Genomic DNA, 26,703 nt, shown 5'->3' on the forward strand with positions numbered 1-26,703 from the left:
CAACCTCCTCACGACCGATCCGCGCGCGGATCAAAGGCATCCCGTACGCCGTCGCCGAACAGGTTGAACGCGAGCGTCGTGATCAGCAACGCCAGACCGGGGAAGAGGATGAACCACCAGGCGGTCGTGTAGTAGGCCTGCGCCTCGTTGATCATGCCGCCCCAGTCGGCCGTCGGCGGCGGCAACCCGAGACCGAGGAAGGACAACGTCGCCTGGGTCACGATCACCACCGGGACCAGCAGGGTGGTGTACACGATCACCGGCGCCAGCACGTTCGGCAGGATGTCGACGAACATGATCCGCGTATCGCCGGCGCCCAGTGATCGCGCCGCCTCGACGAACTCCCGTTCCCGCAAGGACAACACCTGCCCGCGGACGATCCGCGCGACCGACGCCCAGCTGAAGAACCCGATCACCAGCACCGTGATCGTCAGACTCGGCCCGGTCACCGACACCAGCGCGATCGCGACCAGCAGGAACGGCACCGACAGCACCACATCGATCAACCGCGCCAGCACCGTGTCGACGATGCCGCCGAGGAAACCCGCCGCCAGCCCAAGAACGATGCCGACGGCAACCGTGATCGCCGTCGCCGCTACTCCGACCAGCAGCGACACCCGCGCGCCGTACGCGATCCGGACCAGCACGTCCCGGCCCAGATCGTCCGTGCCGAGCCAGAACGTCCCGTCAGGTCCACGTGGCAAGCCGTCCGGGGTCAGCCCGGTGTCTCGATACTGCTCGTTCGGCGGGTGCCCGGTGAGATGCGCGAAGACCGGCGCGAACACCGCCATCAGCACGATCAGCGCGATCACCGCGAGCGACACCATCGCCACCTTGTCCCGCCGCAGCCGCCGCATCGCGAGCGTGAACGGGCTCCGCCCCTGGATCTGAGGCGCCTCCACCACCTCCATGATCGCGGTCATGATGCCTTCAGTACTGCGGCCGACAGGTTCTCGCCGATCGTCAACGGGAAGAAGCAGGCGGTCCGGTGCTCAGGCCCATCGTCGAGGACCGGTTCCAATGGCGGCTCGGAGCTGCCGCACACAGCGCCTGCCTTCGGACAGCGGGTGTGAAACCTGCAACCGGTGGGTGGGCCAACAGCCGATGGGATGTCACCGGCCAGGATGATCTGCTCCCGGCTGTCGGCCGTATCCGGGTCGGCCACCGGCAGCGCCGACAGCAGCGCCCGCGTGTACGGATGCCGCGTCTGCCCGAACAACTCCTCCGTCGGCGCGACCTCCACGATCTTCCCCAGGTACATGACCGCGATCCGGTCGCTGACATGCCGTACGACGGACAGATCGTGCGAGATGAACACGTACGTCAGGTCGAACTCGTGCTGCAGATCGGCCAGCAGGTTGATGATCTGCGCCTGGATCGACACGTCCAGCGCGGACACCGGTTCGTCGCAGATCACCAGCTTCGGCCGCAGCGCAAGGGCCCGGGCCACCCCGATCCGTTGCCGCTGGCCACCGGAGAACTCGGCCGGGAACCGGTTGTAGTGCTCGGGATTCAGCCCGACCAGTTCCATCAACTCCTGGACTTTCTTCTTCCGTTCCGGCCCGGCCGCGATCCCGTGGATGGCGAACGGATCCCCGATGATCGAGCCGACCCGGCGTCGCGGGTTGAGCGAGCCGTACGGGTCCTGGAAGATCACCTGGACCGATCGGCGAAGCGCGCGCAGCTCCCGGCGGGAAGACGAGGTGATGTCGTGCCCGTCGAACCACACCGAGCCCGACGTCACGTCGTACAGGCGGGCGATGCAGCGGGCCAGGGTCGACTTGCCGCAACCGGTCTCGCCGACCAGCCCGAGCGTCTCGCCCCGGCGTACCTCCAGCGAGACGCCGTCGACCGCGTGCACGACCTCGCGGCGCTGGGTCGGGAACTCCTTGTGCACGTCCTCGATCCGAAGCAACGGCGTCATGCGGCCACCGCCTCTCCGTCGCCCAGCCAGCAGGCGGATTGGTGCCGCGTATCGCCATAGACCTCCACCAATGGCGGTGCCACGGCCCGGCAACGGTCGAAGACGTGTGGGCATCGGGCAGCGAACGGGCAACCGCGCGGAGGGTTGATCAGGCTCGGCGGGCTGCCCGGGATCGGGGTCAGCCGACGCCCGGTCTGCGACGGCAACGAGGCCAGCAGCCCTTGGGTATAAGGATGATGGTTGCGGTAGAAGAGGTCACGCCGCGGTGCACGTTCCATCACCGAGCCGGCGTACATCACGATCACCTCGTCGGCCAGTTCCGCGACCACCCCGAGATCGTGTGTGATCAGGATGATCGCGGTACCGAACTCCTGCTGCAGCTTCCGCATCACGGACAGCACCTGCGCCTGCACGGTCACGTCCAGCGCCGTGGTCGGCTCGTCGGCGATCAGCAGGTCCGGATCGAGCGCCATCGCCATCGCGATCATCACCCGCTGCCGCATCCCGCCGGAGAACTGGTGCGGGTAGTCGTCGATCCGCTCGGCCGCGCGGGGAATCCCCACCAGCGTGAGCAGATCGGCCGCCCGCCGCCGCGCCGCCTGTCGCGACGTCTGCGGCTGATGCGCCCGGATCATCTCCACGATCTGCCAACCGATCCGGTACTGCGGATGCAGGCTGGACAGTGGATCCTGGAAGATCATCCCGATCCTTGCCCCCCGCAACCGTCGCAGGGTGGCCGGATCCGCGCCGAGCAGTTCTGTACCGTCGAACCTCGCCGAGCCGGACACCTCCGCACCCCGGGTGAGACCCGTGATCGTCTGCGTCGCAACGCTCTTGCCCGAGCCCGACTCACCGACCACGGCCAGCGTCCGGCCCCGATCGACCGAGAACGACAACCCGCGGACGGCGCGAACCACGCCGTCCGGGGTGCCGAACGAGACCCGGAGATCCCGCACGTCCAGCAAGTTCATCGGTCAGCCCTGCTTGCCCGAGGCCAGCCAGACGTTCGTCGGGTCGAAGTTCTGTATCGCCGGGATGTAGACGGCGTTGTTCACCTGGGCCGCGTGGTAGTTCGCGTTCTTCGGGCTGGTGATCGGGAAGAACGGCGCGTCGGCCATCACCTTGGCGTCCGCCTGGGCCCAGAGCGCTGCCGCCGCGTCAGTGGTCGGCGCGTCCGTCGCCTGCTTGATCAGCGCGGTCGCCGCCGGGTTGTTGTAGAGCCCGAAGTTGCTGCCGATCGGCGGGAAGGACGGCTGGCCGAAGTACAGCGGGTTGAAGAACGACAGGGCCGCGTTGCCGTACCAGTCGGGGGCCCAGCCGGCCAGCGAGAGGTCCCAGACCCCGCGCTGGGCGACAGTCGGCACCTGCAGGTACTTCACGTAGAAGTCCGCGTTCGGGGATGGTACGCCGACGACGGTGATGCCCACCTTGGCCAGATCCTGCTGGATCGTCTGGAACGCCTTGCTGCCGCCCTCGGACGAGTTCCGGTAGAGCAACTTCAAGGTCAGGTGCGGGTGACCGGCGGCCGCGAGCAACTGCTTGGCCTTGTCCGGGTTGTACGGATACGGGTCGTTCTGCTTCGAACCGGTGATGGCGTCGGGCAGGACGTGGCTGAGCGGCGGGTTGACCGTCGGGCCGCCCAGTACCTGGATGATGTGGTCCCGGTTGATCGCGTAGCTGATCGCCTGCCGGACCCGGACGTCGGTGAGCGCCTTGGTGTTGTTCGGCGACACGGTGTTGTAGACGACGTACGGGTTCGAGGAAGAGGTGTCGCCGAGGTTGAGGTTCGGGTCCTTCTTCGCGATCAGGGCCGGCAGTTGGGACGGCGCCGGGCTCATGTCGAACTCCAGGTCCGCGCTCGCCGTACCGGTCTGCAGTTGTTGCTGGATCGACTCCTGGCTGACCGTCTCGTTCACCACGATCTTGTCCACGTACGCCTTGCGGATCGGATCGGTCGCGGGATCCCACGCGGGGTTGCGGGAGTAGTTGATCGACTTGGTCGGTACCCAGGAGTCCACCTGGTACGGGCCGTCGGAGATCTCGTGGTTGCCGAGTTCGGTGCTGGCCGGCAGGTACTTCAGCACCTCGACCGGCGCGGGGGAGAAGGCCGGCAACGTGAGCATGTCGACGAAGTACGTCGCGGGGTGCGTCAGGTGGAACACCACGGTGGTCTGGTCTTTCGCCTCCACCCCGGGCAGTGGCGTCTTCTCGATGTAGTCCGCGATCGCCTGCGGGGTCTTGGCCACCTTGGCGAAACCGTTCTGGAACGCCTGGTATCCGACGATCAGACTCGCGAAGTCGGGGATGCCGCCGAACGGCTGGACCGGGTTCGCGGTCCGCTTCACGCCGCGGACCAGGTCGGCCGCGGTGACCTGGCGGGCCGGGCTGGTGTTCCACTTCGCGCCGGTGCGGATCTTGATCTTGTACGTCTTGCCGTCGGCGGAGATCCCGCCGTTCGCGGCGGTCGGGAGCTCGGTGGCCAGATCAGCAACCGGGTTGGTGGTCTGGCCCTGCTCGGCCGGATAGGTGAACAGCTGCCGGCTCCACATCCGCAGGTTCAGGTACCCGCTCGAGTAGTAGCTGATGTTCGGATCCATGTAGTCGACGTCACCGGACCCGAGCAGGTTCAGGGTTCCGCCGGTCACCGCGGTGCCCGTCGTACCGGATCCGCCAGACGCCGTACCGGAGCCACTGTTGTTGTTACAGGCAGCCACCAGCGTGAGACTCGCGACGGCTGCCGTCACGATCGCGAAACGCCTTCGTTTGACCATGGGATCCTCCTCGGAACACTCGATGATTCGGACCGTAGGCCGGCCTGGAGCACGAACCGGCCGGGTCAACGTGAACGTCAAGAAGGCGTCATCCACTACCTGCGGGCCGATGAAAAAGTCATGACAGAAGTCACCTATGCCGGCCGATCCGCCGAGCAAGACTGGAAAAGTGGCACACAATCTGCTCTTGGTGGATGACGAACCGCGGATCAGGCGGGTACTGCGTCTCGCGTTGGAGGACGAGGGCTATCAGGTCCTCGAAGCCGCCAACGGGGTGGACGCGCTCGCCGCGTTCCGCCGCGAACCCCCGGACGTCGTCCTGCTGGATCTGATGCTGCCGGACCGGGACGGCTTCACCGTCTGCCGTGAGATCCGCCGGGCCAGTGCCGTCCCGGTGATCATGGTGACGGCCAGGACCGACAGCCACGATGTGGTCGCCGGTCTGGAGGCAGGCGCGGACGACTACGTGACGAAACCGCTGGTGGCCAAGGAGTTGTCGGCCCGGATCCGCGCGTTGCTCCGCCGGGTCGAGCCGGCCACGACGCCGCAGTCTCAGCGGTTCGTCCTCGGCGACCTGCAGATCGACCTGTCTGCCATCGAGGTGAGGCGGGACGGCGTACCGCTGCCGCTGACCAGGACGGAGTTCAAGCTGCTGGCCGAGCTGGCCGGTGTCGAGGGCCGCATCTGCAGCCGGGAACACCTGCTGAACAAGGTCTGGGGCTACGGGTACTTCGGCGACAGCCGGATCGTCGACGTCCACATCCGCCGACTCCGGGTCAAGGTCGAACGCGATCCGGCGAACCCGCAGCACGTGGTCACCGCCCGCGGTCTGGGCTATCGCCTGGCAGGGTGACATGCGGCGGTTCGGCCTGCGTGGTTTCGGGCTGCGGGACCGGGTGATGCTGGCCTACGGACTGCTCGCCCTCGGTCTGTCGGTGGTGCTCGCGCTCGTCACCTGGGGTGTGGTCTCGCACTACCTGATCCAGCAGCGCACCGACTCGGCGATCGTGGAGACGACCGACAACGCGGCCGCCTTGCATTACGGCCTGTCCAGGGTCCACCCGGCGGTGGGGAAGTTGCTCGACTCCCTGCCGTCCACCGATCGGGCGGCCTCGCTGGTCTACTTCGAGAACCAGTGGTACGCCGCGGTCGGGAGCCCGGCCGATCTTCCGCCCCAACTCGTTGCGAACGCTCGTGCGGGTGGTGAGTCCGACCAGCAACTCCAGGTCGCCGGGCAACATGTGCTCGCGGTCGGGGTACCACTGAGCCGTCCGGGCGACGCCTATTTCGAATGGCATCCGCTTGACGGGCTTGACGGAACCCTTCGAACACTGCGGATCACGCTGCTGTTCGCCGTACTGGTGACGCTGTTGCTCGGGCTGGCGGTCGGGCGGCTGGCCAGCACGCTCGCGTTGCGGCCGCTGGCCGAGCTGACGTACGCGGCGTCGGCGGTGGCGCGCGGTCGGCTGGATGCGCGGCTGCAGGCGGAGGACGACCGGGATCTCGGTGGGCTGGCGACTTCGTTCAACCAGACCGCGGCCGCCCTGGAGCAGCGGGTCGCGGCCGACGCGCGTTTCGCTGGCGACGTCAGCCACGAACTGCGGACGCCGCTGATGACGATGCTCAACTCGATGCAGCTGATCCAGAACCATCGCGGCGAGCTACCCGAGGTCGTCCGCGAGCCGGTCGAGTTGCTTGGTGACGACCTGGAGCGGTTCCGGCGGCTGGTCGTCGATCTGCTGGAGATCTCCCGCGATGACGGCGGCGACCGGGGGAGCCGCGAGCTCGTCATGATCGCGGAACTCGTCCAGGCAGCCGCCGATGCCACGGCCGGTCGATCCGTCACCACGGTCGCAGCGGACGCCGCGGGCCTGGTTTTGCAGGCGGACAAACGCCGGCTCGAACGGGTGATCGCCAACCTGGTCGAGAATGCCGAAGACCATGCCGGCGGGTGCAAGGGCGTCTTCGTCGAGGCCGGCGGATTGGGTGTCACCATCCACGTCGACGACGCCGGACCTGGTGTGCCGCTCGCCGATCGCGCCCGGATCTTCGAGCGGTTCGGACGCGGCTCGGACGCCGCCCCGACCCGCGGTACCGGCCTGGGGCTCGCGATCGTGGCCCGTCACGTCCAGTGGCACCACGGCACGATTGTCGTCACCGACAACCCCGACGGCGGCGCCCGCTTCACCGTCGACCTCCCGGCAAATCTCAGAGGCCAACCTCCCGGGTGCATGGTTGCCCCATCGGATTCTGAAGGGGTAACCATGCGTCTCAGAGGCTAGCCTCCGAAATTCGGCTGACGATCACCGACGGCTGCCTTTACCCTGGGTGCATGGCTACTTGCCTCTGTGTCTAGCTGCACGACCCGCTTCCGCAGCAGAAGTGTGTCCATCAGCTATCACGGAGAGTAACCATCATGATCACCGCTCGCGGTGTAGAGATTCGCGTCGGCGCGCAGCTGTTGCTGTCGGACCTGGCGTTCCACATCAGCCCGGGGGACCGGATCGGGCTGGTCGGCCGGAACGGCGCCGGCAAGACCACGTTGATGAAAACCCTGGCCGCCGAAGAACGTCCGGCGGCCGGGACGATCCTGACCACCGGGTCGGTGGGCTACCTGCCCCAGGACCCTCGGGCGGCCGATCCCTCGATCACGGTGACGGCGAGGATTCTGTCGGCGCGCGGACTGGACGTCGCAATCGCGCAACTGCGGAAGGCCGAGGCGGCGATGGAGCGCGCGAGCTCCCAGCCAGACAGCGCGGCGCCGGGCGGCGGGGCGCCGGGCAGCAAGACGTCGGGCAGGGATGCGCTGGGTGGTGAGGCGTTGGAGCGGGCGATGGCGGCCTACGCGCGGGCCGACGCACAGTTCCAGGCCGCCGGCGGGTACGCGGCCGAGGCGGAGGCTGCCCGGTTGGCGGCTGGTGTCGGGCTGCCGGCGCGTGCGCTGGAGCAGCCGGTCGGGGAGTTGTCCGGCGGGCAGCGGCGTCGCGTCGAGCTGGCCCGGATCCTGTTCGCGGACCACGACACCCTGCTGCTGGACGAGCCGACGAACCACCTGGACGCGGATTCCGTGCTCTGGTTGCGCTCGTTCCTGCTCGGCTACTCCGGTGGGCTGGTGGTGATCAGCCACGATCGCGAACTGCTCGCCGGCACCGTCAACCGGGTGTTCCAGCTCGACCCGCAGCGCGTGACGATCGACATCTTCAACACGGGCTGGGCCAAGTACCTGGAACAGCTGGACGTCGACGCTCGGCGGCGCGCCCGGGAGCGCAGTACGGCGGAACGCAAGGCAGCCGTGTTGCACGCGCAGGCGGCCAAGATGCAGGCGGGCGCCAACACGGCCGTTGCCGCACGCAACATGGCCCGCCGGGCGGACAACCTGCTCAACGGCCTCGAGCCGGTACGCCGCGCCGCCCGGGTGGCCCGCATCCGTCTGCCCGAGCCGGCGCCGTCCGGACGGACCCCGCTGAGCGCAGCCGGCCTGACCAAGTCGTACGGCGGGCTGGACGTGCTCACGGGTGTCGACCTGGCCGTCGACCGGGGCAGCCGGGTCGTGATCCTCGGGCTCAACGGCGCGGGCAAGACCACCCTGCTTCGGATCCTCGCGGGTCACGAGCAGCCGGACGGCGGTCGCGTGATCCACGGGCACGGGCTCCGGCTCGGGTACTTCGCCCAGGAGCACGACACGCTGGACTTGGCGGTCACGGTCCGCCAGAACCTGGCGTCCGTGGCGCCCCGGCTGACCGACGGCGAGGTGCGGTCGGTGCTCGGGTCGTTCCTGTTCAGCGGGGACGACGCGGACAAGCCGGCCCGGGTGTTGTCGGGTGGTGAGAAGACCCGGCTGGCGCTGGCCGGTCTGGTCCACTCGGGCGCGAACGTGTTGCTGCTGGACGAGCCGACGAACAACCTCGACCCGGCCTCCCGGGACGAGGTGCTCGGCGCGGTCGGCGGCTACCCGGGCGCGATCGTCATGGTCACCCACGACGAAGGTGCGATCGAGGCACTGCGCCCCGACCGCGTCCTGCTCCTGCCCGACGCGACCGAGGACCTCTGGACCGACGACTACCTGGAGCTGGTCTCGCTGGCCTGATCTTGCTGGCCTGATCCTGCTGGGGACCGATTCCTTTCGGCTGCCGTCGCGGTCTGCCTTCTCGACGTTCGATGCTGAGGAGGCAGACTGTGGCGGTGGTCGTGGGTGCGGAGGAGTTCGCGGAGCGGGCCGAGGTGTACCGGCGGGAGTTGCTGGCGCACTGCTACCGGATGCTCGGCTCGGTGGACGACGCCGAGGACGTCGTGCAGGAGATCTACGTCCGCGCCTGGCGCTCGTACGGCGGGTTCGAGGGGCGCGCGTCGTTGCGGACCTGGCTGTACCGGATCGCGACCAACGCCTGCCTGTCGGCGCTCGGGCACCGGGATCGCCGGTACGTGCCGTCCGGACTGGGTGCGCCCGGCAACGACCCGTACGCCGAAGTCGTGCTCGCGGGGCCGGAGATCCGGTGGGTCCAGCCGATCCCCGACTCGCTGGCGGATCCGGCCGAGGTGGTGGCCGAGCGCAACCAGTTGCGGCTGGCGTTGATCGTCAGCCTGCAACACCTGCCACCGTCCCAGCGGGCGGTCCTCATCCTGCGCGAAGTGCTCGCCTTCCCGGCCGCCGATGTCGCCGGGATGCTCGGGATCAGCGTCGCGGCCGTGAAGAGCAGCCTGCAAAGGGCCCGCGCCAGACTCGCCGAACTCGATGCTGACGGCGACGAGATCGTCGAGCCGTCCGACGCCCGGGCGAAGGCGTTGCTCGACCAGTACATCACCGCCTTCGAGAACTCCGACCTGGCCGCGCTCGAACGGGCACTCCGGGCCGACACGGTGCTCGAGTTCACGCCGTCGCGGACCTGGTTCGCCGGCCTGACCACTTGCCTGCCGTACTTCGAGTCCGCGGCGCTCGGCTCGCCGGGCGATTGGCGGATGACCCCGCTCCGCGCCAACGGGCAACCCGCGGCAGCGGCGTACCGGCGTACCGCCTCGGGCTCCTACGAGGCCTTCGGTATCGCGGTCCTCACGGTGAGCACGGACGGGATCGCGCGGATCACGGTGTTCGGCGATCCGGGGTTGTTCGCCGCCTTCGGCCTGCCTTCCCGGTTGGTCTGAGAGCACGGATGGCGAGGTCGGTGATGGCGTCCGCGTAGGTCTGGTCGAACGGGTGGGTCTGCAGGATCCAGCGGTGGTAGATAGGCCCGAAGAGCACCTCGACAGCCACGTCCAGGTCGAGGTCGGCGTCGACTTGGCCGCCCTTCTGCGCGGACACCAGCCTTCGTTTGGTCGCCTCCAACTGCGGCCCGAGCATCCGGGTCATCACACTCTCGCGGAGCGCCGGATCGTGCTGCATGTCGAGCAGCAGCGCCCGGAAGGTCGCCGAGATCGGGGCGTCGGCGAACTCGGCGGCCGTTGCCCGCAGCACCAACCGCAGATCGGTTTCGAGCTCGCCGGTGTCGGGCCACTCGTCAACGGTGTGCTCGGTCAGCAGAGCGTCGAGCACCACTGCGCCCTTCGACGACCACCAGCGGTAGATCGTCTGCTTGCCGACCCCGGCGCGGGCCGCGATGCCTTCGATAGTGGTCTTCGCGTAGCCGATCTCGCTGACTGATTCGGCGGCCGCGGTCAGGATCGCGGTGTGCGCCCGGTCACTGCGGCGGCGCTGGTCTGGACTATTCACAGACGAGACGTTACGGTTCGTCTCGTTGATTCCGCAAGAGGGAGACCGTGAGATGACTGAACGCCTGTGGTTCGTGACCGGTGCGGGCCGTGGACTTGGCCGGGCCTTCGCCGAGGTGGCGCTGGAGCACGGCGACCGCGTGGTGGCGACGATCCGGCAGGACGGCGTACTCGACGACCTGGTCAAGGAGTACGGCGATCGGCTCGTCACGCGCCGGCTCGACGTCTCCGTCCGGTCCGAGGTCGAGGCGGTGGTGGCCGAGGTCGTGTCGACGGTCGGTACGCCGGACGTGGTGGTGAACAACGCCGGGTACGGGCTGGTCGGGGCGATCGAGGAGTTGTCCGAGCAGGAGATCCGGGACCAGTTCGATGTGAATCTGTTCGGCGCGGTCTGGGTGACGCAGGCGGTGCTGCCGCATCTGCGGGCGCGTGGGTCCGGGCGGATCGTGCAGGTCTCCAGCGTCGGCGCGGTCGGGTATCTGCCGTTGTTCGGCGCCTACAACGCGACCAAGTGGGCGCTCGAAGGGCTGAGTGCCTCGCTCGCGGCCGAGGTCGCACCGCTCGGGATCGGGGTCCACCTGCTCCAGCTCGGCGGATTCGCCACCGACTGGGCCGGCTCGAGCATGCGCTTCACCACCGCGAACCCGGCGTACGACGAAACCCGCGCGGCCATCCTCGGCATGCCGGCCTACCCGACCCCGGAGCTCATTGCCGAGGCGTCGGCCGAGGCCGCTACCGAAGAGTCGCCACGGGTGGCGGCGGAGGCGTTGCTGGCGTTCCTGGACGAGCCGGAACCCCCGCTGCGCAAGGTGATCGGCGCCGGCGCGCACGAGATGGTCCGGATGGCGCTCGCCGACCGCCGCGACGACTACCGCCGCGACCCCGCCTTCACCTGGCCCGCCTGACGTCAGAGGCGTTCGTGCAGGTGGACGGTGATCTCGTCGCCGGGGTTCTTGCCGAGACGGTCCCGCAAGTCTCCCTTCACCGGGAGCTTGTGGGTACCGTCGCCGATCGCCATGAACGAGGTCACGAACGGGTGGCCGTCCATCGTCCCGCGCACCCTGACCAGCCCGCGGGTGCCGAAGAACTCGGCCGAGCCCGGCATCACGACGTACGTCCAGCCGCCCTTGGCGTCACTCTTCTGCAGCGGCGCAGTGAACTCCTTGTCGAGCTTTTCGGCGTGCTTGGTCATCTCGATCCCTCTCCTCAAGTGAGTGCCTACACCCTGGAGGTAGAAGCCACGGAGCGGCTTTCGACATCGCGCCCAGAATATTCTTCGGACCAGCCTGGCAAGATGTTGAAGTGACGTTCATTCGGCCGGGTGGCCAGGCGGAAGTAGGGGCGGTCCTCGGCATGCTCGACCGCGCCACCGAGTGGCTGGTGGCCCAGGGGCGGACCGATCAGTGGGGCACCGAGCCGCACTCGACGAACCCGCGCCGGGTCGAGCAGATCACCGCGTTCGCCGAGTCCGGTGGTCTCTGGATCGCCGAGCTGGGCGGCCGGGTGGTCGGCGCGCTCGCGGTCGGCGACGCGATGCCGTATGTGCCGCCGGCAACCGAGCCGGAGCTGTACGTCCGGCTGCTGGTGACCGATCCGTCGGTTCGTGGGCAACAGGTCGGATCCAGGCTGCTCGACCATTCCCGGGTGCTGGCGAAGGACCTCGGCGTCGGGCTGCTCAGGGTGGACTGTTTCGCCGGCGGCGACGGGGCCCTGATCCGGTACTACGAAGGGCAGGGATTCACCCGCGCCGAGCCGTTCGCCGTACCGGTCAAGGATTCGGAATGGCCTGGTCAGGTGCTGATCCAGCGGCTGTGACGGCCCGATGGACAGCACCGTGAGCGTCGCTGCAGTGCGCCTCCTCCACGTCGCCGGAAGCATGGTCGACCTGAAGCGTCGAGTGGGTGAGGTGATGCCGCTCGGCGAGCAGAACCTCGATCTCCTCGCGGATCTGGTGACAGTCCAAACCCTCGCGGACCAGTACGTGCGCCGACGCGGCCGGCTCGCCTGAGGTGATCTCCCAGACGTGCAGATCATGGACCTCGACCACACCCTGTACTGCGCACAGCTCCGTGCCGAGGGCAGCCGGGTCGAGTCCGGCGGGAGCCGCTTCGAGGAAGATGCGGCCGGAGTCGCGGACCAGGCCGATCCCCGCCTTGAGCATCAGCGCGGCCACGATCAGCGCGGCGATCGCGTCGGCCCGGGCGAACCCGGTCAGCAGTACGACGAGACCGGCGATCGCGGTTGCGATGAACGCGAAGAGGTCGTTCAGGATGTGCTGGTAGGCGCCTTCGACGTTCAGGCTGGAGCGGTTCGCCTTGCTGATCAGCCAGGTGGCCGCGAGGTTGACGAAGATGCCGACCACACCGGTGATCAGGACCAGCGCGCCCTTCACCTCGGGCGGGTCGATCATTCGGTCGACCGACTCGTAGACGAAGTACGCGGCCAGGAGCAGCAGGGTGATCCCGTTGGCCTGGGCGGACAGGATCTCCACCCGCTTGAAGCCGTAGGTGAATCCGCCGGCCGGTGGACGCGCCGCCAGCCGGATCGCGATCAGGGCCAGTACGATTGCGATCGCGTCGGTGAGCATGTGCGCCGCGTCGGTGATCAGCGCCAGCGATCCGGCCGCGAACCCGACGATCACCTCGACCGCCATGAACCCGACGATCAACGCGAGCGCCCCGCTCAGCAGCCGTCGATCAGCCGAGGCGTTCACCGCGTGCCCATGTCCGTGTCCGTGGTCGTGGTTCGCGCTCATCGGTCACGCTCCGGGTGGATGGCCTCGGTGTGCTCGGTGTGGGCGACGGCGAGGTCGACGAGCATCCGGACGTGGGCGTCGTCCAGCCGGTAGAACGCCATCCGGCCGTCCCGTCGTACCGAGACCACCCGGTGGGCGCGCAGTAGCCGGAGTGCGTGGGAGGTCGCCGATTCGCTCATGCCGGTGACCGCGGCCAGGTCGCAGACGCAGAGTTCGCCGTCCAGCAGGGCGACCAGCAGTTTCAACCGACGCGGGTCGCCGAGCAGGCCGAACACGTCGGCGGTGTCGACGACGTCCTGCTCCGACGGCATCCTGGCATTGACGGCCGCCACCCGCTCCGGATCGACCAGCCGGACCGCACAGGCGTCGATCGAGGTAGCCGACTGAACATCTGCAGAACTCTTCATACGTCAGACCTTAGAGCATCGCCCAGTGTCCTGACCAGCACACCGGGCGTGGCGCCGGGTCTGGCGTTCGGTCACTCGGTGTAACAGACTGTGCCCCCACGGGGCGATCAAGCGATCAGGGCACTGTCCGGCCGGTACCAGGGGGATTCTCCGTATGTCGAGCGACACCGCATCACCAGAACCGGCCGGCACCCCGTGGCCGCCGGCGCCCCAGCCGGTAGCGACGCGAATGCCCGGCGCGCTGCTGGCGGCGCTCGTCGCGCTCTGGCTGGCGATGAACGAGATCAGCCTGTTGTCCGGCGGCTTCCTCGCGGACAACGAGTCGACCTGGTCGTTCAACGGGATGAGCGGTCCGTTCGGCGCCCGGCTGCAGGACGACTGGCACGGCGTCCTCGACGTCAACCAGCTGGACCAGTGGGAGGAACTTCTCTTCCTCTACCTTCCACTCGACGCCCTCTTCATCGCCGGGTACGTGGCGGCCGCGTTCCTGTTCACCCGCACGCTTTCCTGGGTGCGGACGTTCGTGATCGCCATCGCCGCGTTCGACGCGCTCGAGACCGTCGGCATGCTCGTGCTCGGCGGCCAGCGGTGTGCGGGCGGCGACTGCGTCTCGGATCCGTTGGTCGCAGCTGTCGCCGTGTTCACCTCACTGAAGTGGGCGGGCGTTCTGATGCTCGTCATCGCCGGTGCGATCGCCACGGTCCGCTCCACTCTGGTACGGCGAATCGGGCGGGCGCTGTGGATCCAGCGATTCGGCCTGCTCGCGTTCCTCCCGATCGCGGCGCTGACGATCGTGCCGGGCAGCAGTGTGTTCGACCAACTGCCGGACGTCCAGCGTCGCTGGCTGGATGAGCCGTCCGGCATCCTGCACGCGATCGTTGCCGGGCTCACCTATTTCGTCGTGCTGCTGCCCGCGATCTTCGTGCTCGGCCGGATCCGCGCCGACTGGGCGCTGCGCCGGGTCCGCGGCGTTGGCCACTGGCCCTTCTACGACGATGCCGAGCACCAGCAGCCGCGGCGCCAGGTGATCTGGTTGTGGGTGCTCGGTCCGCTGGTCCTGTTGGTCGTCGCCGGCCTGGTCGACGTACTGGACGGCGGCAAGATCTTCTGGCCACGACTGGTGGTGTTCAGCGCGATCCCGATCGCGGTGATCGTGCTCTCGAGGTGGCGACGGGGCAAGCCGAACACCGCGCCGAAGCCGCTGAGCCCGGTCGACGACGCCTTCCCCGGTGAGGTGATGGCGGTCGGCGATGTCCTGACGGTCGCTGCGTTGTCACTCGCCGGACTGGGGATGGTCCGTGCGTTCGCGGGTCTCGCCTCGCTCGAGGCGGTCGGGCTCCTGAACGCCTCGTACGTCGTGGTCCCGGGGATCGCGTTGCTGGTCGGCGTACTGCTTGCCGTCCTGCCGTGGTTCGCGGCGCGCCCTGTTCTGCGGGCGGTCGCCGACTGGGGTGCGCCGGGCTTCCCCGAGAGCAAGCGCGTCCGGAAATGGATCGGCCGCCTCGCGACGCCCGGTGTGGACCTCACCGGGAACGAGGACGTCAACGCCGAACCACGGAAGGTCCTCCGGGCCGTCCTCCTCGGTGCCTCGATCGCCGGATTCGTCGCGCTCGCGATCTGGCCGCGACCGGTGGCCGACGTGTTCGGCGTCCTGGCGGCCACGATGCTGTCCCTCACCACGTTGGTGGTGATGGTCGGCGTGGTGGTCGTCTACGCCCAGGAACGGCAGCCGCCCGAGGTGTTCCAGTGGGGTCCGCAGCGGTTGCGCCGGCGGGCGACACCGATCATCGGGCTGCTCGTCCTGGCCCTGCTGGTGACCGGGCTGGTCGGCGGGAAGACGGACATCCATCCGGTCGACGCGGGTGGTGCGGTCCCGGATCGGCCGACCATGCAGGAGGCCTTCGAAGCGTGGGTGGCCCAGGACGACGGTTGTGCCGTTCCGGTGGAGGGCTCAGCGGGGTTGAGGCTCCGGCCAATGTTGATGGTGGCGGCGGAAGGCGGCGGCATCCGGGCGACGTACTGGACTGCTTCGGCGCTGCAGCGGATCAGTGCGGCCGGTGGCGGGTGTGGTCGGCGGGCGGCGCTGTTCTCGGCCGGGGCCAGTGGAGGTGCGCTGGGGCTGACGGTCGCCAGGTTCACCGATCAGCCACTTGGCGCGGTCGAAGCCATCACCAGCCACCACGCGCTGGGAGCCGCCACGATCTCGTTGCTGTCGGGCGATCTGCTGGCTAGTGCTACAGGGGTGCGGTTCAATGCCGAGGCCGCGCATCGCGAGCCGGTGAGGCAACCGCTCGACCGGGCCGAGCTGATGGAGACCTCGTGGGAACGCGAGTTGGCCGACCTTCGGACGCCGTTCCTGCCGGGGAGCGTTGAGGTGCCTGGTGCGGTGACTGGGCAGCTCATTTTGACGTCGACGGCTGTTCGGGACGGGTGTAACGCGCTGGTGAGTCAGGTGGATCTCAGTGAGGGCGCCGCGGCGGTCGAGGGGTCGCCAGTGTGCGGTGTTGGCGCGGCTGGGGCGCATAATTACGATCTCTTCGGCTCCTACGGACGGACAGCTGAGGATGCCGCGGACGAGTGTCTGGGCAACGTTCCGGCTCTTACCGCGGGGCTACTGGCGAGCCGGTTTCCGTATGTCACGCCGTCGGGGGTGGTCTCGGATTGTCGTGGTCTTGAGGCGGCTCAACTGGTCGACGGCGGCTACACGGACAACACGGGTCTGAGCACGATCGTCGATCTTGGCCCGTCCTGGCAGGAGCCGGTACGCCGTCACAACGATCAAGTGGTTGCCGCCGGCACCGGTGACTTCGTGGTGCCCCTCGTCGTCTACATCGAGAACGGGACCGGGCCCGACTTCAGCACCAGGAAGGACGAAGTCGTCGGGCCTGACCACCGGGTCATTCCGGGGACGGAGGCCGACCACGACCTCGACTGGATGCAGGTGCCGGAGAGTCTGGTTCCGCCGGTCACGAAGTTCTATACCGCCAGGAACAACAAGGCTGAAAGCTTGCCGTTGCTGGGGGAGGCGGCGAAGGTGGTGGCGGGCGAAAACCTCTGTACGGACAGCGTCGGCTGCCGGCGGCTTCGCGATCACCCTCGAATCCAGGACCGCATCTTCGTCATCCATCAGAGCGCTCAGCCGTCATTGTCCGCGCCGCTTGGGTGGGTGCTGTCGGCGGCTAGCCAGAAGGACCTGGCGGATGACCTGCAGGTGCAGGCGACGAAGGGGTGCGAGCCGGATTGCGTGGGTGGGTTCGCGACCTTGCAGAACCTGCTAAGCACGTTAGAGCTGAACGGCAGGCGGTGAACCGTCAGAAGAGGTTGCGTAGGGCGGGCCACCGTGGGGTTCGGCAGTAGACGGGGAGGATGTCTAGGGGTACGTCGCGGACCACGAGACCGGCAGGGGTCGGGTCGCCGGTCCAGACGTCGATCCAGTCGCCGGGTGGGAGGTACGTCGTCCAGGTGGTCGCGGCTGGTTCGAGCACGGGGTTGATCAGGAGGTCGTTGCCCAGGAGCCACTGGTGGGGGTGGTTCCAGATCTCGGGGTCATCCGGGTGGTCGAAGAAGAGGGGCCGCATCAGGGGACGGTCAGTGGTGATCGTGTTGGCGGCTTCCCCGGCGAGGTAGGGCACCAGGTTCTCGCGGAGTACTGCGAAGCGGCGGAAGAGGGGGATCACTCGGTCGTCGCCGGTGGATTCGGCGACGTACCAGGGGGTGCGGTCGCGGAGGGGGAGTTGGTGGTGGTTGAACTCCGAGTGGTACTGCATGATCGGCATGAACGCCGACGCGGCCGCGGCGCGGAGGTAGAGTTCGGCGTCGGGGACCGGGCCGGAGAAGCCGGCCAGATCCCAACCCCAGTAGACGATTCCGCACGAGGCAGCCGTCAACCCCGCGGTGACGGATGAGCGGAAAGCCTCCCAGGTCGAGTCCTCGTCGCCGGCCCAGAAGATCCCATGCGCCTGGGATCCGGTGAACCCGGCTCGCGAGAACGTCACCGGCGCCTTGCCCGCCGATCGGAGCAGATCACCGAACGCACGCGCATAGTGAACCGGGAACAGGTTGTTGCCCTCGTCCCCCCGTTTCCCGTCGGCGTACACGAGATCGTGGCCCCACGCGTGCTCGCCGCCGTCGGTCTTGAACCCGTCCACTCCGAAGTCCTCGACCAGATACCGACGCTTCTCCGTCCACCAATCCCGGGTCCGCTGCACCGACAGGTCGGGCATCAACGCCTGCGGGAACCACCAGCCGCGATTGTGGTACGCCGTACCGTCGGCCTCCAGTACCGCGTGTCCGTCGCGCACCATCGCGTCGGCGTCGGCCGCGACCTGGCCCTCGGTGTACTCGGTCTTCTGCAATGGGATCTGCCAGAGGATCACCTTGATCCCGCGCGCGTGCAACTCCTCGATCATCGCTTGCGGCGTCGGCCAGGCACCATCGGCCGGGTAGCTGAAGTCGGCGGCCTGATGCGCACGCCCGTCGGCATTCAGCTGGTACTGCGCGTCGCGCCAGATCGTGATGCCTTCCTCATCGCTCCACGCCTCGATCACGACAGCGCCGACCGGGATCTCCAGGTCGCGGTGCGCGTCCATCCGGGCCATCACCAGCTCTTGGGTGTTCCACTCGTTGCCAGAGGCCCACAACCGGAACACCCACGACGGCAGCTCCTCGGCCCGCCCGACCTCGTCGAGGAACGCCTTCAGTACTGCGGTCGGCCCGCCCTCGTAGATCGCCAGGTCGACGACGGGTTCGTCGCCGAGCGCCACCTCGATCGTCAACGTGTCGGCGGTCGACGAGTACCACGTACGCCGGGAGGTGCGGACGTGGAATCCCCAGCCGTTGCCCGAGGCATCCACCACGTGGGCGAACGGCATCGGCAGATACGTCCGCCCGTGGACCCCCTGCGACTTGTACTGCTCGAACACCACGGCATCGAGCGACCGCCCGCGCTGGTCGAGTGCGTCGTACCGCTCGCCGAAGCCGACCAGGTGATCGTCCGGCCCGAGCTCGAACGAGAACCGCGCCCGGTGCACCCCAGCCGCCGACACGAGCCACTCGATCCCAAGTGCCCGATCGCCGCCACCGCGAAGTTCTCCGCCCGAGGACGTCCACGCAGCCGGATAGACCTCGAACCAATCGGTCGTCTCCTCAACCGCTCCGAACGCATGAAACCGGTATTTCACCGGCTCCACCACCGGCGGCGTGACGACGGACCAGCCGCCGTCGCCGCCGAGCGCGTTCGCCTGGGCATCGCTCAAGTGGCCTTCACCTCCGGCCAGTGCGGCTGCGTCGGCAGCGGTCGTCTGCGTGGGGGAGAGCGTCAACTCGACCGGTCCCCATTCGCAGACCACGCGCTCGACGTCGGGGGAGACGACCACGCCGAGGCGGACCGGTTCTCCGGTCAACGGCAGGACCGGGACCCGCTGGTCGGGCGATACGGCGTACGGGTGCTCAATGCCGTACGGGCGATGCGTGATCATGTCAGGCGTTCCCTCGTTGAGTCATGATGCCGAGCTCGTCGGCGAGGATCAGATACATCCCGTGCGACCAGAGCAACGGCGTCGCCACGGTCCCCCACCGGGCGATCCATTCGTCGCGCGAACCGGGATGCAACAAATGGTGCGGGACCTGCTCGGGCAAATCACCCTGCTCATCGGCCTGCTCCGCGATCCACCGCAAATGCCGGAGTGCACCAGCCGTATCGCCGGCCGCGGCCAGATTCCAGCCAAGCAGAGCCGACAGCAGAATCCACTGTCCACCTCCGTAAAACACGTCCGCGGTGAATCGGTGCACCCCACCATCCGCATCGAGATCACGCGCGACCGCGGCCAACGTCCCGACCGCCAGAGCAGTGCCGGGAGCAACCAATCCGAACGGTACGACGCAGGCCGGCAGCGACCCGTCGACGGCCGCAGAACCCAGCCACTTGGTCAGGTGACCGTCCACCACACCTTCCGCATCCACCAGCGAACGGATGCTCGCGGCAACTTCCAGACCTTCCGGAGTACCGACCGCGACCAGCCCGGCGTGGATCGCCCCGAGCGTGGAGACGTGCCGATGCTCGACGTGCTCCTCCCACCAGTCGTAACACGCCCGGTCCCAGAACGCGACCAAGTAGTCGACCGCCACGTCGATGCCACCCCGCCACCGCTCCAGGTCCAGCCCGTGCCGCCGCGCATGGGTGACGACGGCCCACAACCACATCCCGTAGCCGTCGGTCTGGAAGTCCCACCACGGGTCCGACCCGTCCTGCCCGTCGAACGTGAACCTGGTCGGCAGCATTGACTCGACCGGCGGGGTCTCACCCCGTGCGACCGCCGCGCGCAGCTCATCGACCTGCGCGCGGCGGCCCCGTAGTACGCGGTCCACCCAGTCGTGGAACCGCTCGGCCGATGCGACATCGCCGTACCGGCTGATCCCCTCGGCGGTGAAGGAGCCGTCCCGCAGCCACGCGTACCCCCGGTACGCCGAGAAGGTCGGCGCGGCCGGGTACGCACCACCGGAGTCCTGGTGCTCGGTGATGACGGCGTGGCTGTGCTGGGCCAGAGCCCGCAGCTGAGCCAGCTCCTGCGGCGGGATCAGTTCGGACAGGCCCGGGGCGGAGGTGATCATCGGGTCCTTCACTTCTTCAGCAGGCCGTTGACCTTGGTCTGGGCATCGGCAAGCGCCTTCTCGACCGGCTTGCGGCCGGCCGCGGCGGAGGTGAGCTCCTGAGTGACGATGTCCTGCATCTCCTGCTGGCGTTCGATCACCGGCGGCAGCACGGTCTCCTCCAGCGCGGTGAACACGGCCTTGCGGTTGGCCGGCTTCGGCTGCTGCAGGTACGGCGCCAGCTTGGCCTCGTCGGCGACCGGCGGCAGCTCCCAGGAGGTGGCCAGCCGGGTCTCGGTGGTCTTGTCGGACGCGGCCAGGTAGGTGATCCACTTCTGCGCGGCCTCGGCGTTCTTCGAGGCGGCGTTGACGACCAGCCCGTTGACGAACATCGCGGACGCTTTCTGGGTGTTACCCGGCTCGACCGCCACGTCCCAGTTGAACGGCGCGTCGGCCATCCCGCTGAACATCCAGATCCCGGTGTGCCACATCGCCAGCTTGCCCGACTTGAACAGCTTGGAGTCGAAGTCCGGCGTACCGGCCCCGTCCGCCTCGGTCGGCATCGTCTTGCCCACCTTGCCGACCAGGAACTTGGCCGCCTCGACACCCTGCGGCGAGTTGAACGTGGCCTCGGTCCGGTCCGCGTTCAGGAACTCGCCACCGGTCTGCGCGAGCACCTTGTAGAACTCGTTGTACGACACCGGCTGGTAGTCGCCCCAGACCTTCGCGCCCTTGTTCGTCAGCTTCTCGGCCGCGGCCTGCTCGTCCTTCCAGGTCCAGTCGGCGTTCGGCTCGGCCACCCCGGCCTTCTTGAACAGGTCCTTGTTGTAGAACAGCACGACGTTCGAGAACGACTCCGGTACGCCGTACTGCTTGCCGTCGGTAGTGAACGCGTCGTACAGAGACTTCTTGTACGCCGCTGCGTCGACCTCCTTGAGTTCGGCCAGCGAGCCGTTCTTGGCGTACGTCACGAAGTTCTCGTAGTTCAGCTCGAACGCGTCGGCCGCGGTGCCACCAGCAACCGCGGTCTGCAGCTTCGTGAAGTAGTTCGCGTACGGCACGGTCTCGACCTGGACGGTGATGTCCGGGTTGGCCGTCTGGAACGCGTTGACGATCGCGGTCAGGTCCTTCTCATGGCCGTCGTTGGCGGAGAAGTTCATGTACCGGACAGTGGTCTTGCCGTCAGGTGCGGCGGCTTCCTTCGTCGCCGAGCCCTGGCCACAGGCGGCCAGTAGCGCGGTGAGTGCGGCCGCGGCGACCGCTGTTTTGATGATGCGCATTCGAGGGGATCCCTTCACTTGATACCGGTGTGTGCGACACCGGCGATGATGTGGCGCTGCGCGAGCAGGTAGACGATGGCGATCGGCACGATCGAGACGACGGAACCCGCCATCACGACGTCCCACTGGGTTGTGAACTGGCCTTGCAGCGTGGACAGGCCGAGCGGCAGGGTCATGAACTCCGGCGACCGGATCACCACCAGCGGCCAGAGGAAGCTGTTCCAGCTGCCCATGAACGCGAACACCGCGACGGTCGCCAGCGCCGGCCGGATCAGCGGCAACACGATCGTGGTGAAGATCCGCAGGTGCCCGGCGCCGTCGATGGTGGCCGCCTCGTCCAGCTCCAGCGGTACGGCGGTGACCGCCTGCCGGAGCAGGAACACCCCGAACGCGGACGCGATCGTCGGGGCCAGCAGCGCGAAGTACGTGTCCTGCAGGTTGAACGTCTTCATCTCGATGAACAGCGGTACGACGAGCACCTGCAACGGCACCATCAACGTGGCCAGGTAGAACCCGAACACCACGTTCTTCAACGGGAAGTGCAGTCGGGCGAACCCGTACGCCGCCATCGAGCCGGTGATCAACTGGAGGACGGTCGAGGCGACCGCGATCGCGAGCGAGTTGACCAGGATCCGCCAGATCGGCATCGCGTCCAGCAGGGTCCGATAAGCGCCCAGTGTCGGGTCGTCGACGATCAACGTCGGACCGTCGGCCAGTGATCCTTCCGGCGTGATCGAGGTGATCACCGTCCACAGGAACGGGAACAGCATGATCGCGGCGCCCGCCAGCACAGCGCAGTACAAGGCGATCCGGGCGGGGAGCGAGCGGGTGTCACGCATAGTGGACCCACCTCCGCTGGCCGCGGATCTGGATCACGGTGATCACCAGGATCAGCGCGAACAGGATCCAGGAGAGCGCGGACGCTTCACCGGCGCGTCCGTACCTGAAGGTGAGGTCGTAGATCTGCCCGACCACGACCTGGCTGGACCCGGACGGGCCGCCCGCGGTCATCACGTAGACCTGGTCGAACACCTGGAAGCCGTTGATCAGCGAGATCACCACCACGAAGAAGGTCGAAGGGGAGAGCAGCGGCAGCGTGATCCGCCAGAACCTCTGCCACGCGTTGGATCCGTCCACCTTGGCGGCCTCGTAGAAGTCGTTCGGGATCGACTGGAGCCCGGCGAGCAGGATCACCATGACGAAGCCGAGGTCCTTCCAGGCCGACGACAGGATGACGGCCGGCAGCGCCCACTGCGGATCGGTCCACCAGCCCGGCTCGGGCAGACCGACCGCGCCGAGCAGCTGGTTGACCAGACCGTTCGTTGGATTGAGCAACCACTTCCAGACAAGCGCGACGACGACCCAGCTGGTGACGACGGGGAGGAAGTACGTGGCCCGCAGGAACGCACGTCCCTTCAGCTTCTGGTTGAGGGCCAGCGCGAGGACCAGCCCACCGGCGTACACGATCGGCAGGTAACCGGCGACGTAGATCAGCGTGTGCAGGAACACCCGCCGGGTCGTCTCGTCGGTGAGCAGGTTGGTGTAGTTGCGGAATCCGACCCACTCCATCGGGGAGATCAGGTTCCACTTGTGCAGGCTGACCCAGAGGCTGGACACCATCGGGACCAGGGTGAAGACGAACAGCGGGATCGCGCTCGGCAGCAGGAAGAACAGCACCCAGCCGAGGGTCTTCCAGTTCCGCGGCCGCCTGGTGGTCGTGGTCCGGTTCGCTGTGCTTTCGACCGGGCGGCTCACGGTGGGGTCCTCGGTGCGGTCCATCGTGCCGTTCATGGGGTTGTTCCTGTGTTTGTTGCTTGGTTCATTCCTTGGTTTATGCCTGGGGCTCCCAGCCGGGCCCGGACCAGGCGGCTCTGCTCGCCCCCGTTGCCCGCGCTGTCGAACGGACTCGCCAGCACCAGCGACGCCGCGCCCCGGGCCCACTGAACCTCTGTCCACGGCTCCACCACCACGGGCACGCCCTTGCGGGCCGGAAGCAACGATCGCCGGAACGACGGCTCGAATCCGGTCTGCCAGAACTCCCATCCGTCCACCCCTTCACCCATCAGTACGACGACCTCGGGGTCGACCGTGTGAATCACCCCGGCCAGTGCTCGTCCGAGCATGCTGCCGGCGTCCGCGAAGATCTGCCGCGCTCTGCTGTCCCCAGTGGTTGCCGCGCGCAACAAGGTGGCCAGCGTGCCGCGCGGCCCGATCACGTTGGTCGCCCGCGCCGTCCGCACCAGCCCGGCCGCCCCGATGTGGGCCTCCAAGCACCCGGTCGACCCACAGGTGCACGGTGGCTCTTCCACTCCGAGCAACTGGCCGGAACCGGTCGCCTTGGTGGTCCCGGCCGTCGATGACCAGACCGGGATGTGGCCGATCTCGCCGGCGCCCCCGTTCGCGCCTCGGTAGATCCCGCCGTCGACGACGATCCCGCAACCGATCCCGCGCCCGATCGTGACCACCAGGTACGCCGAATGGTCGCGCCCGATCCCGTACAAACGCTCCGCGGCGGCCAACGTGTTCACGTCATTGTCGACGAGCACGGGCGTCCCGATCGCGGCGCGCAGTACCGGTCCCACCGGAGCCGCCTGCCACGAAAGCGTCGGTGCGTCCACGATCCCCGACGCCTGCGAATCCACCGCACCCGGTACGCCGACCCCGACGCCAAGCAGCCGATCGTCGAGCTCGGCGACCTCCTTCGCCAGGATCTGCCCGAGCCGGTCGAGCGCGTCGGTCGCCCCCGGGTCGTACTCATGCTCGGTCGACGACCGCACCGTCCCATCCAGCTCGACCGTCACGATCGCGACGTGATCCGCGGTCACCTTCGCGCCGATCGCGACCCCCGCGTCCGCCACCAGCCCGAGCAACCGCGCCGGCCGCCCGCCCTTCGACGGCACCGACTCCAGTTCCTCGACGATCCCGCGCCCGATCAGATCCTTCGTCACCTGAGTCACGGTCGCCGGACTCAACCCCAGCACCCGCGCGATCTCCACCCGCGAGATCGGCCCCTGGGTCCCCAGCAACCCAACAATCCCCGACGGCACCAGATCCCCCCGAGGAGCCGGCCCTTGCACGTTGACCACAGAATGACCTCTCGACTTACTTCACCACTAAATTTAGTCAAAAACTAAGCCCCCTCATCGGACCTGTCAAGATCCCAACCTCCCCAAACGGGTCGACGACTCCCCGGCGGCGGCGCAGGCAGTCCGCGGGCGGGACGGGGCAGCATGCGGTTGGCCGGGCCTTAGCGCAAGTGGGTGGGTGGCGACAATCCACCGGGTACGCCGAGGCCGAGCGCAGGTGATCCGCGAGGACGAGGACGGTTGGGTACGCGGGGACAGACGCGCGTGGGTACGCCGGGCGTGGTGCGGGTGGTTCGCGAGGGCGAGTGCGGCCGAGCACGCCGGAGATAAGCGCGCGTTGCTCCGCCGGAACGAGTGCACGTGGTTCGCCCCGGGACGAGCGCGACTGATTCGTTGTCCGGCTGCTTGATGTAGAACTCGGCGGCAGGGTGGGTGATGCGGCGGGGTGCAGGTGATTCCGCGACGGGTGCGGGTGATTCGGTCGCCGGGTCGGGTGATTCCGTGGGCTGGCGGAAGTGGTTGCGCAGCTATGCGGAGCCCGCTCAGACGTGTCAGCCACAGTGGTCGGGTCGGAGGGGTTCTCGTGTTGCGTCGGGGTCGTGGTCCGGTGGTCCACGCCCGGCGGGTTGTTCGGCAGTCCGGCGTACGAGGTGGACGGGTCGAGCGCGCTGCCGGGTCGTGGTCCGGTGTGCCGCGTCGGTGGGTTGTTCGGTGGTCGCCGGGTCGGGTTTCGTGGGCGTGGCCAGGTGTCCGAGCCACTCGCGCCTATCCCAACCGAACCACTCGCGCCTATCCCGGGCGAACCACCCGCGCTCGGCGCTGGCGAACCAGTTGCACCCGGCCCGGCGTACCCGGTGGGTTGTTGGGGCTTGAGGTGTTGACCGGTGTCCTGTCGTGGGGTTAGCGTCCGGAACCACTTCCTTCGGTGACCTTAGGAAGCCCTCGGGATGGGAGGTGGGCGGGTGCAGCCGGTTCGGGCTGGGAGTAAGGAGTTGATCCGGGAGATCAACGCGTCGCTGGTGCTGGCCGAGTTGCGCCAAGGCCTCGTTTCGCGGACTGAGTTGGCCAAGCGGACCGGGTTGAGTCTGCCTACCGTCTCCGAGATCGTCGCGGACCTGCTCAACACCGGCGTTGTCGAGGAGCGCGAAGTCGGTTCGTCCGGGGGTGGTCGGCGGCCGGTGTTGCTCGGGTTGAAGGCGGATGCCGGGTACGTGATCGGGATCAAGGTGACCGAGACCCGGGTGATCGCGGTGCTCACGGATCTGGGCGCGCAGATCGTCGAGCGGGCGACGGAGACGGTCAGTGGTGGCGACGTCGGCACCGTCGTACGGGCTGTCGCCAAGGTGGTACGCCGGCTGGGCAGGAGCAAGCAGGGCAAGAGCAGGCAGGTGTACGGCGTGGGCGTCGGCCTGGCCGGTGTGATCGATCGGGCGAGCGGAGTCGTCCGGCATGCGACGTATGCGGACTGGCATGACGTGGACCTCGCCGGCCTGCTCGCCAAGAGGATCGGGCTGCCGGTTGTCGTGGACAACGACGTCAACACCTTGGTGGCGAACGAGCAGTGGTTCGGGGCCGGACGGGGTGTGTCCGATGTTGCGGTGGTCAGTATCGGCCGTGGTGTCGGGCTCGGCATGGTGCTGGACGGACGGCTGTACCGCGGCGCCGGTGGTGGAGCGGGCGAGTTCGGTCATACCAAGGTGGTTGCCGACGGCCCGTTGTGTGCGTGTGGCGGGCGGGGCTGCCTGGAAACGGTGATCGGCGAGCCCGCGATCCTGAAGAGAACCAAGACACAAGACATCGAGCAAGCCGCCGACCGCGCCCGCAACGGTGATCGGGAGATCGCAGAAGTGTTCGACGAAGTCGGCCGGGTCCTGGGGACGGCCGTCGGCAATCTGGTCAACCTGTTGAACCCGAAGCTGATCGTCCTCGCTGGTGAGGGGACGCGGGAAAGCGACCTGTTCCTGCCCGGCTTCGACGACGCACTACGCAACGCGGTCTTCGACGGACTCCAGCGGGACCTGGAGATCGTGGTGGACGACTGGGACGACGAGGCCTGGGCGCAGGGAGCAGCGGGACTCTTCCTGGCCGAGCTCTTCCAGCCCAACCTGAGACCCGACGAGGCGGACCGCCCTTCCCTGACCGCCCGATCCGCAAGCTAGCTGATCGTTCATACATCCGGTCGGTGGCCG

22 protein-coding genes are annotated in these 26,703 nt (G+C 68.0%); 8 read left to right on the forward strand and 14 right to left on the reverse strand.

Annotated features, from left to right (window positions below; all coding sequences use genetic code 11):
* Positions 1 to 8: 8 nt before the first annotated feature.
* From EV643_RS23125 to EV643_RS23140, 4 genes are read right to left on the reverse strand one after another with little or no spacing between them, the layout of a single operon-like run.
* Positions 9 to 923: an ABC transporter permease gene (locus tag EV643_RS23125; protein WP_133802202.1), complete on the reverse strand. Its 915-nt coding sequence runs from the start codon at positions 921 to 923 to the stop codon at positions 9 to 11.
* Complete coding sequence (locus EV643_RS23130; protein WP_133802203.1) at positions 920 to 1,924, reverse strand: ABC transporter ATP-binding protein; 1,005 nt, start codon at positions 1,922 to 1,924, stop codon at positions 920 to 922. The genes EV643_RS23125 and EV643_RS23130 overlap by 4 nt, the downstream gene beginning before the upstream one ends.
* Positions 1,921 to 2,895, reverse strand: coding sequence for an ABC transporter ATP-binding protein (locus EV643_RS23135; RefSeq protein ID WP_133802204.1), 975 nt, complete (start codon positions 2,893 to 2,895; stop codon positions 1,921 to 1,923). Before EV643_RS23135 ends, EV643_RS23130 begins: the two co-directional genes overlap by 4 nt.
* A 3-nt stretch (positions 2,896 to 2,898) precedes the next feature.
* Positions 2,899 to 4,695, reverse strand: coding sequence for an ABC transporter substrate-binding protein (locus EV643_RS23140; protein WP_133802205.1), 1,797 nt, complete (start codon positions 4,693 to 4,695; stop codon positions 2,899 to 2,901).
* A gap of 169 nt (positions 4,696 to 4,864) precedes the next feature.
* Here EV643_RS23140 and EV643_RS23145 point away from each other — a divergent pair, with 169 nt between their 5' ends.
* From EV643_RS23145 to EV643_RS23160, 4 genes are all read left to right on the forward strand, one after another.
* Positions 4,865 to 5,548: a response regulator gene (locus tag EV643_RS23145; RefSeq protein ID WP_133802206.1), complete on the forward strand. Its 684-nt coding sequence runs from the start codon at positions 4,865 to 4,867 to the stop codon at positions 5,546 to 5,548.
* A gap of 1 nt (position 5,549) precedes the next feature.
* Positions 5,550 to 6,977 (forward strand): HAMP domain-containing sensor histidine kinase, encoded by a 1,428-nt coding sequence (locus EV643_RS23150; protein ID WP_133802207.1) that lies wholly within the window; start codon positions 5,550 to 5,552, stop codon positions 6,975 to 6,977.
* Between the two features lie 134 nt (positions 6,978 to 7,111).
* Positions 7,112 to 8,782 (forward strand): ABC-F family ATP-binding cassette domain-containing protein, encoded by a 1,671-nt coding sequence (locus EV643_RS23155; protein WP_133802208.1) that lies wholly within the window; start codon positions 7,112 to 7,114, stop codon positions 8,780 to 8,782.
* Between the two features lie 89 nt (positions 8,783 to 8,871).
* Positions 8,872 to 9,834 (forward strand): sigma-70 family RNA polymerase sigma factor, encoded by a 963-nt coding sequence (locus EV643_RS23160; RefSeq protein WP_238165736.1) that lies wholly within the window; start codon positions 8,872 to 8,874, stop codon positions 9,832 to 9,834.
* Here the strand turns inward: EV643_RS23160 and EV643_RS23165 are convergent.
* The gene (locus EV643_RS23165; RefSeq protein ID WP_133802210.1) at positions 9,773 to 10,399 is read right to left on the reverse strand and encodes a TetR/AcrR family transcriptional regulator; all 627 of its coding nucleotides are present in this window, start codon (positions 10,397 to 10,399) and stop codon (positions 9,773 to 9,775) included. The genes EV643_RS23160 and EV643_RS23165 overlap by 62 nt on opposite strands.
* Positions 10,400 to 10,451: 52 nt before the next feature.
* Between EV643_RS23165 and EV643_RS23170 the strand changes: the two genes are divergently transcribed.
* Positions 10,452 to 11,303, forward strand: coding sequence for an SDR family NAD(P)-dependent oxidoreductase (locus EV643_RS23170; RefSeq protein WP_133802211.1), 852 nt, complete (start codon positions 10,452 to 10,454; stop codon positions 11,301 to 11,303).
* Positions 11,304 to 11,305: 2 nt separating this feature from the next.
* Here the strand turns inward: EV643_RS23170 and EV643_RS23175 are convergent, their stop codons facing one another.
* Positions 11,306 to 11,590, reverse strand: coding sequence for a DUF1905 domain-containing protein (locus EV643_RS23175; protein WP_133802212.1), 285 nt, complete (start codon positions 11,588 to 11,590; stop codon positions 11,306 to 11,308).
* Between the two features lie 110 nt (positions 11,591 to 11,700).
* On the opposite strand from EV643_RS23175, the gene EV643_RS23180 reads away from it, so the two are divergent.
* On the forward strand, positions 11,701 to 12,213 hold the full coding sequence (locus tag EV643_RS23180) for a GNAT family N-acetyltransferase (RefSeq protein ID WP_238165737.1): 513 nt from the start codon (positions 11,701 to 11,703) through the stop codon (positions 12,211 to 12,213).
* On the opposite strand, the gene EV643_RS23185 is transcribed toward EV643_RS23180, so the two are convergent.
* On the reverse strand, positions 12,167 to 13,153 hold the full coding sequence (locus EV643_RS23185) for a cation diffusion facilitator family transporter (RefSeq protein ID WP_133802213.1): 987 nt from the start codon (positions 13,151 to 13,153) through the stop codon (positions 12,167 to 12,169). The genes EV643_RS23180 and EV643_RS23185 overlap by 47 nt on opposite strands.
* A complete protein-coding gene (locus EV643_RS23190; protein WP_133802214.1) occupies positions 13,150 to 13,560 on the reverse strand; it encodes an ArsR/SmtB family transcription factor in 411 nt (136 codons plus the stop codon). The genes EV643_RS23185 and EV643_RS23190 overlap by 4 nt, the downstream gene beginning before the upstream one ends.
* 154 nt (positions 13,561 to 13,714) lie before the next feature.
* Here EV643_RS23190 and EV643_RS23195 point away from each other — a divergent pair, with 154 nt between their 5' ends.
* A complete protein-coding gene (locus EV643_RS23195; RefSeq protein ID WP_133802215.1) occupies positions 13,715 to 16,867 on the forward strand; it encodes a hypothetical protein in 3,153 nt (1,050 codons plus the stop codon).
* 4 nt (positions 16,868 to 16,871) lie between these two features.
* Here EV643_RS23195 and EV643_RS23200 read toward each other — a convergent pair whose 3' ends face one another.
* Genes EV643_RS23200 through EV643_RS23225 form a run of 6 tightly spaced genes read right to left on the reverse strand, consistent with a single transcriptional unit; the run spans position 16,872 to position 24,475 of the window.
* Entirely contained in the window at positions 16,872 to 19,037 is a 2,166-nt protein-coding gene (locus EV643_RS23200) for a glycoside hydrolase family 31 protein (protein WP_133802216.1), read from the reverse strand.
* Position 19,038: 1 nt separating this feature from the next.
* Positions 19,039 to 20,169, reverse strand: coding sequence for a glycoside hydrolase family 15 protein (locus tag EV643_RS23205; RefSeq protein ID WP_133802217.1), 1,131 nt, complete (start codon positions 20,167 to 20,169; stop codon positions 19,039 to 19,041).
* Positions 20,170 to 20,177: 8 nt separating this feature from the next.
* On the reverse strand, positions 20,178 to 21,428 hold the full coding sequence (locus EV643_RS23210; protein WP_133802218.1) for an ABC transporter substrate-binding protein: 1,251 nt from the start codon (positions 21,426 to 21,428) through the stop codon (positions 20,178 to 20,180).
* A 14-nt stretch (positions 21,429 to 21,442) separates the two neighbouring features.
* On the reverse strand, positions 21,443 to 22,267 hold the full coding sequence (locus tag EV643_RS23215) for a carbohydrate ABC transporter permease (RefSeq protein ID WP_133802219.1): 825 nt from the start codon (positions 22,265 to 22,267) through the stop codon (positions 21,443 to 21,445).
* Positions 22,260 to 23,219, reverse strand: a complete 960-nt coding sequence (locus EV643_RS23220) for a carbohydrate ABC transporter permease (protein WP_238165738.1) — start codon at positions 23,217 to 23,219, stop codon at positions 22,260 to 22,262. The genes EV643_RS23215 and EV643_RS23220 overlap by 8 nt, the downstream gene beginning before the upstream one ends.
* Positions 23,216 to 24,475 carry an ROK family transcriptional regulator gene (locus EV643_RS23225; RefSeq protein ID WP_238165739.1) on the reverse strand — a complete coding sequence of 420 codons (1,260 nt, stop codon included), beginning with the start codon at positions 24,473 to 24,475 and terminating at the stop codon, positions 23,216 to 23,218. Before EV643_RS23225 ends, EV643_RS23220 begins: the two co-directional genes overlap by 4 nt.
* Before the next feature lie 1,001 nt (positions 24,476 to 25,476).
* On the opposite strand from EV643_RS23225, the gene EV643_RS23230 reads away from it, so the two are divergent.
* Positions 25,477 to 26,673: an ROK family transcriptional regulator gene (locus tag EV643_RS23230; RefSeq protein WP_133802221.1), complete on the forward strand. Its 1,197-nt coding sequence runs from the start codon at positions 25,477 to 25,479 to the stop codon at positions 26,671 to 26,673.
* The last annotated feature ends 30 nt before the right edge of the window (positions 26,674 to 26,703 follow it).

Source organism: Kribbella caucasensis, from assembly GCF_004361855.1.
Lineage (GTDB): Bacteria > Actinomycetota > Actinomycetes > Propionibacteriales > Kribbellaceae > Kribbella > Kribbella caucasensis.

Coding starts and splice junctions, on each gene's coding strand:
- EV643_RS23220 (WP_238165738.1), bottom strand. CDS start 23,219: ATGAACGGCACGATGGACCGCACCGAGGACCCCACCGTGAGCCGCCCG.
- EV643_RS23155 (WP_133802208.1), top strand. CDS start 7,112: ATGATCACCGCTCGCGGTGTAGAGATTCGCGTCGGCGCGCAGCTGTTG.
- EV643_RS23130 (WP_133802203.1), bottom strand. CDS start 1,924: ATGACGCCGTTGCTTCGGATCGAGGACGTGCACAAGGAGTTCCCGACC.
- EV643_RS23205 (WP_133802217.1), bottom strand. CDS start 20,169: ATGATCACCTCCGCCCCGGGCCTGTCCGAACTGATCCCGCCGCAGGAG.
- EV643_RS23140 (WP_133802205.1), bottom strand. CDS start 4,695: ATGGTCAAACGAAGGCGTTTCGCGATCGTGACGGCAGCCGTCGCGAGT.
- EV643_RS23215 (WP_133802219.1), bottom strand. CDS start 22,267: ATGCGTGACACCCGCTCGCTCCCCGCCCGGATCGCCTTGTACTGCGCT.
- EV643_RS23210 (WP_133802218.1), bottom strand. CDS start 21,428: ATGCGCATCATCAAAACAGCGGTCGCCGCGGCCGCACTCACCGCGCTA.
- EV643_RS23170 (WP_133802211.1), top strand. CDS start 10,452: ATGACTGAACGCCTGTGGTTCGTGACCGGTGCGGGCCGTGGACTTGGC.
- EV643_RS23125 (WP_133802202.1), bottom strand. CDS start 923: ATGACCGCGATCATGGAGGTGGTGGAGGCGCCTCAGATCCAGGGGCGG.
- EV643_RS23175 (WP_133802212.1), bottom strand. CDS start 11,590: ATGACCAAGCACGCCGAAAAGCTCGACAAGGAGTTCACTGCGCCGCTG.
- EV643_RS23190 (WP_133802214.1), bottom strand. CDS start 13,560: ATGAAGAGTTCTGCAGATGTTCAGTCGGCTACCTCGATCGACGCCTGT.
- EV643_RS23150 (WP_133802207.1), top strand. CDS start 5,550: ATGCGGCGGTTCGGCCTGCGTGGTTTCGGGCTGCGGGACCGGGTGATG.
- EV643_RS23135 (WP_133802204.1), bottom strand. CDS start 2,895: ATGAACTTGCTGGACGTGCGGGATCTCCGGGTCTCGTTCGGCACCCCG.
- EV643_RS23195 (WP_133802215.1), top strand. CDS start 13,715: ATGTCGAGCGACACCGCATCACCAGAACCGGCCGGCACCCCGTGGCCG.
- EV643_RS23185 (WP_133802213.1), bottom strand. CDS start 13,153: ATGAGCGCGAACCACGACCACGGACACGGACATGGGCACGCGGTGAAC.
- EV643_RS23200 (WP_133802216.1), bottom strand. CDS start 19,037: ATGATCACGCATCGCCCGTACGGCATTGAGCACCCGTACGCCGTATCG.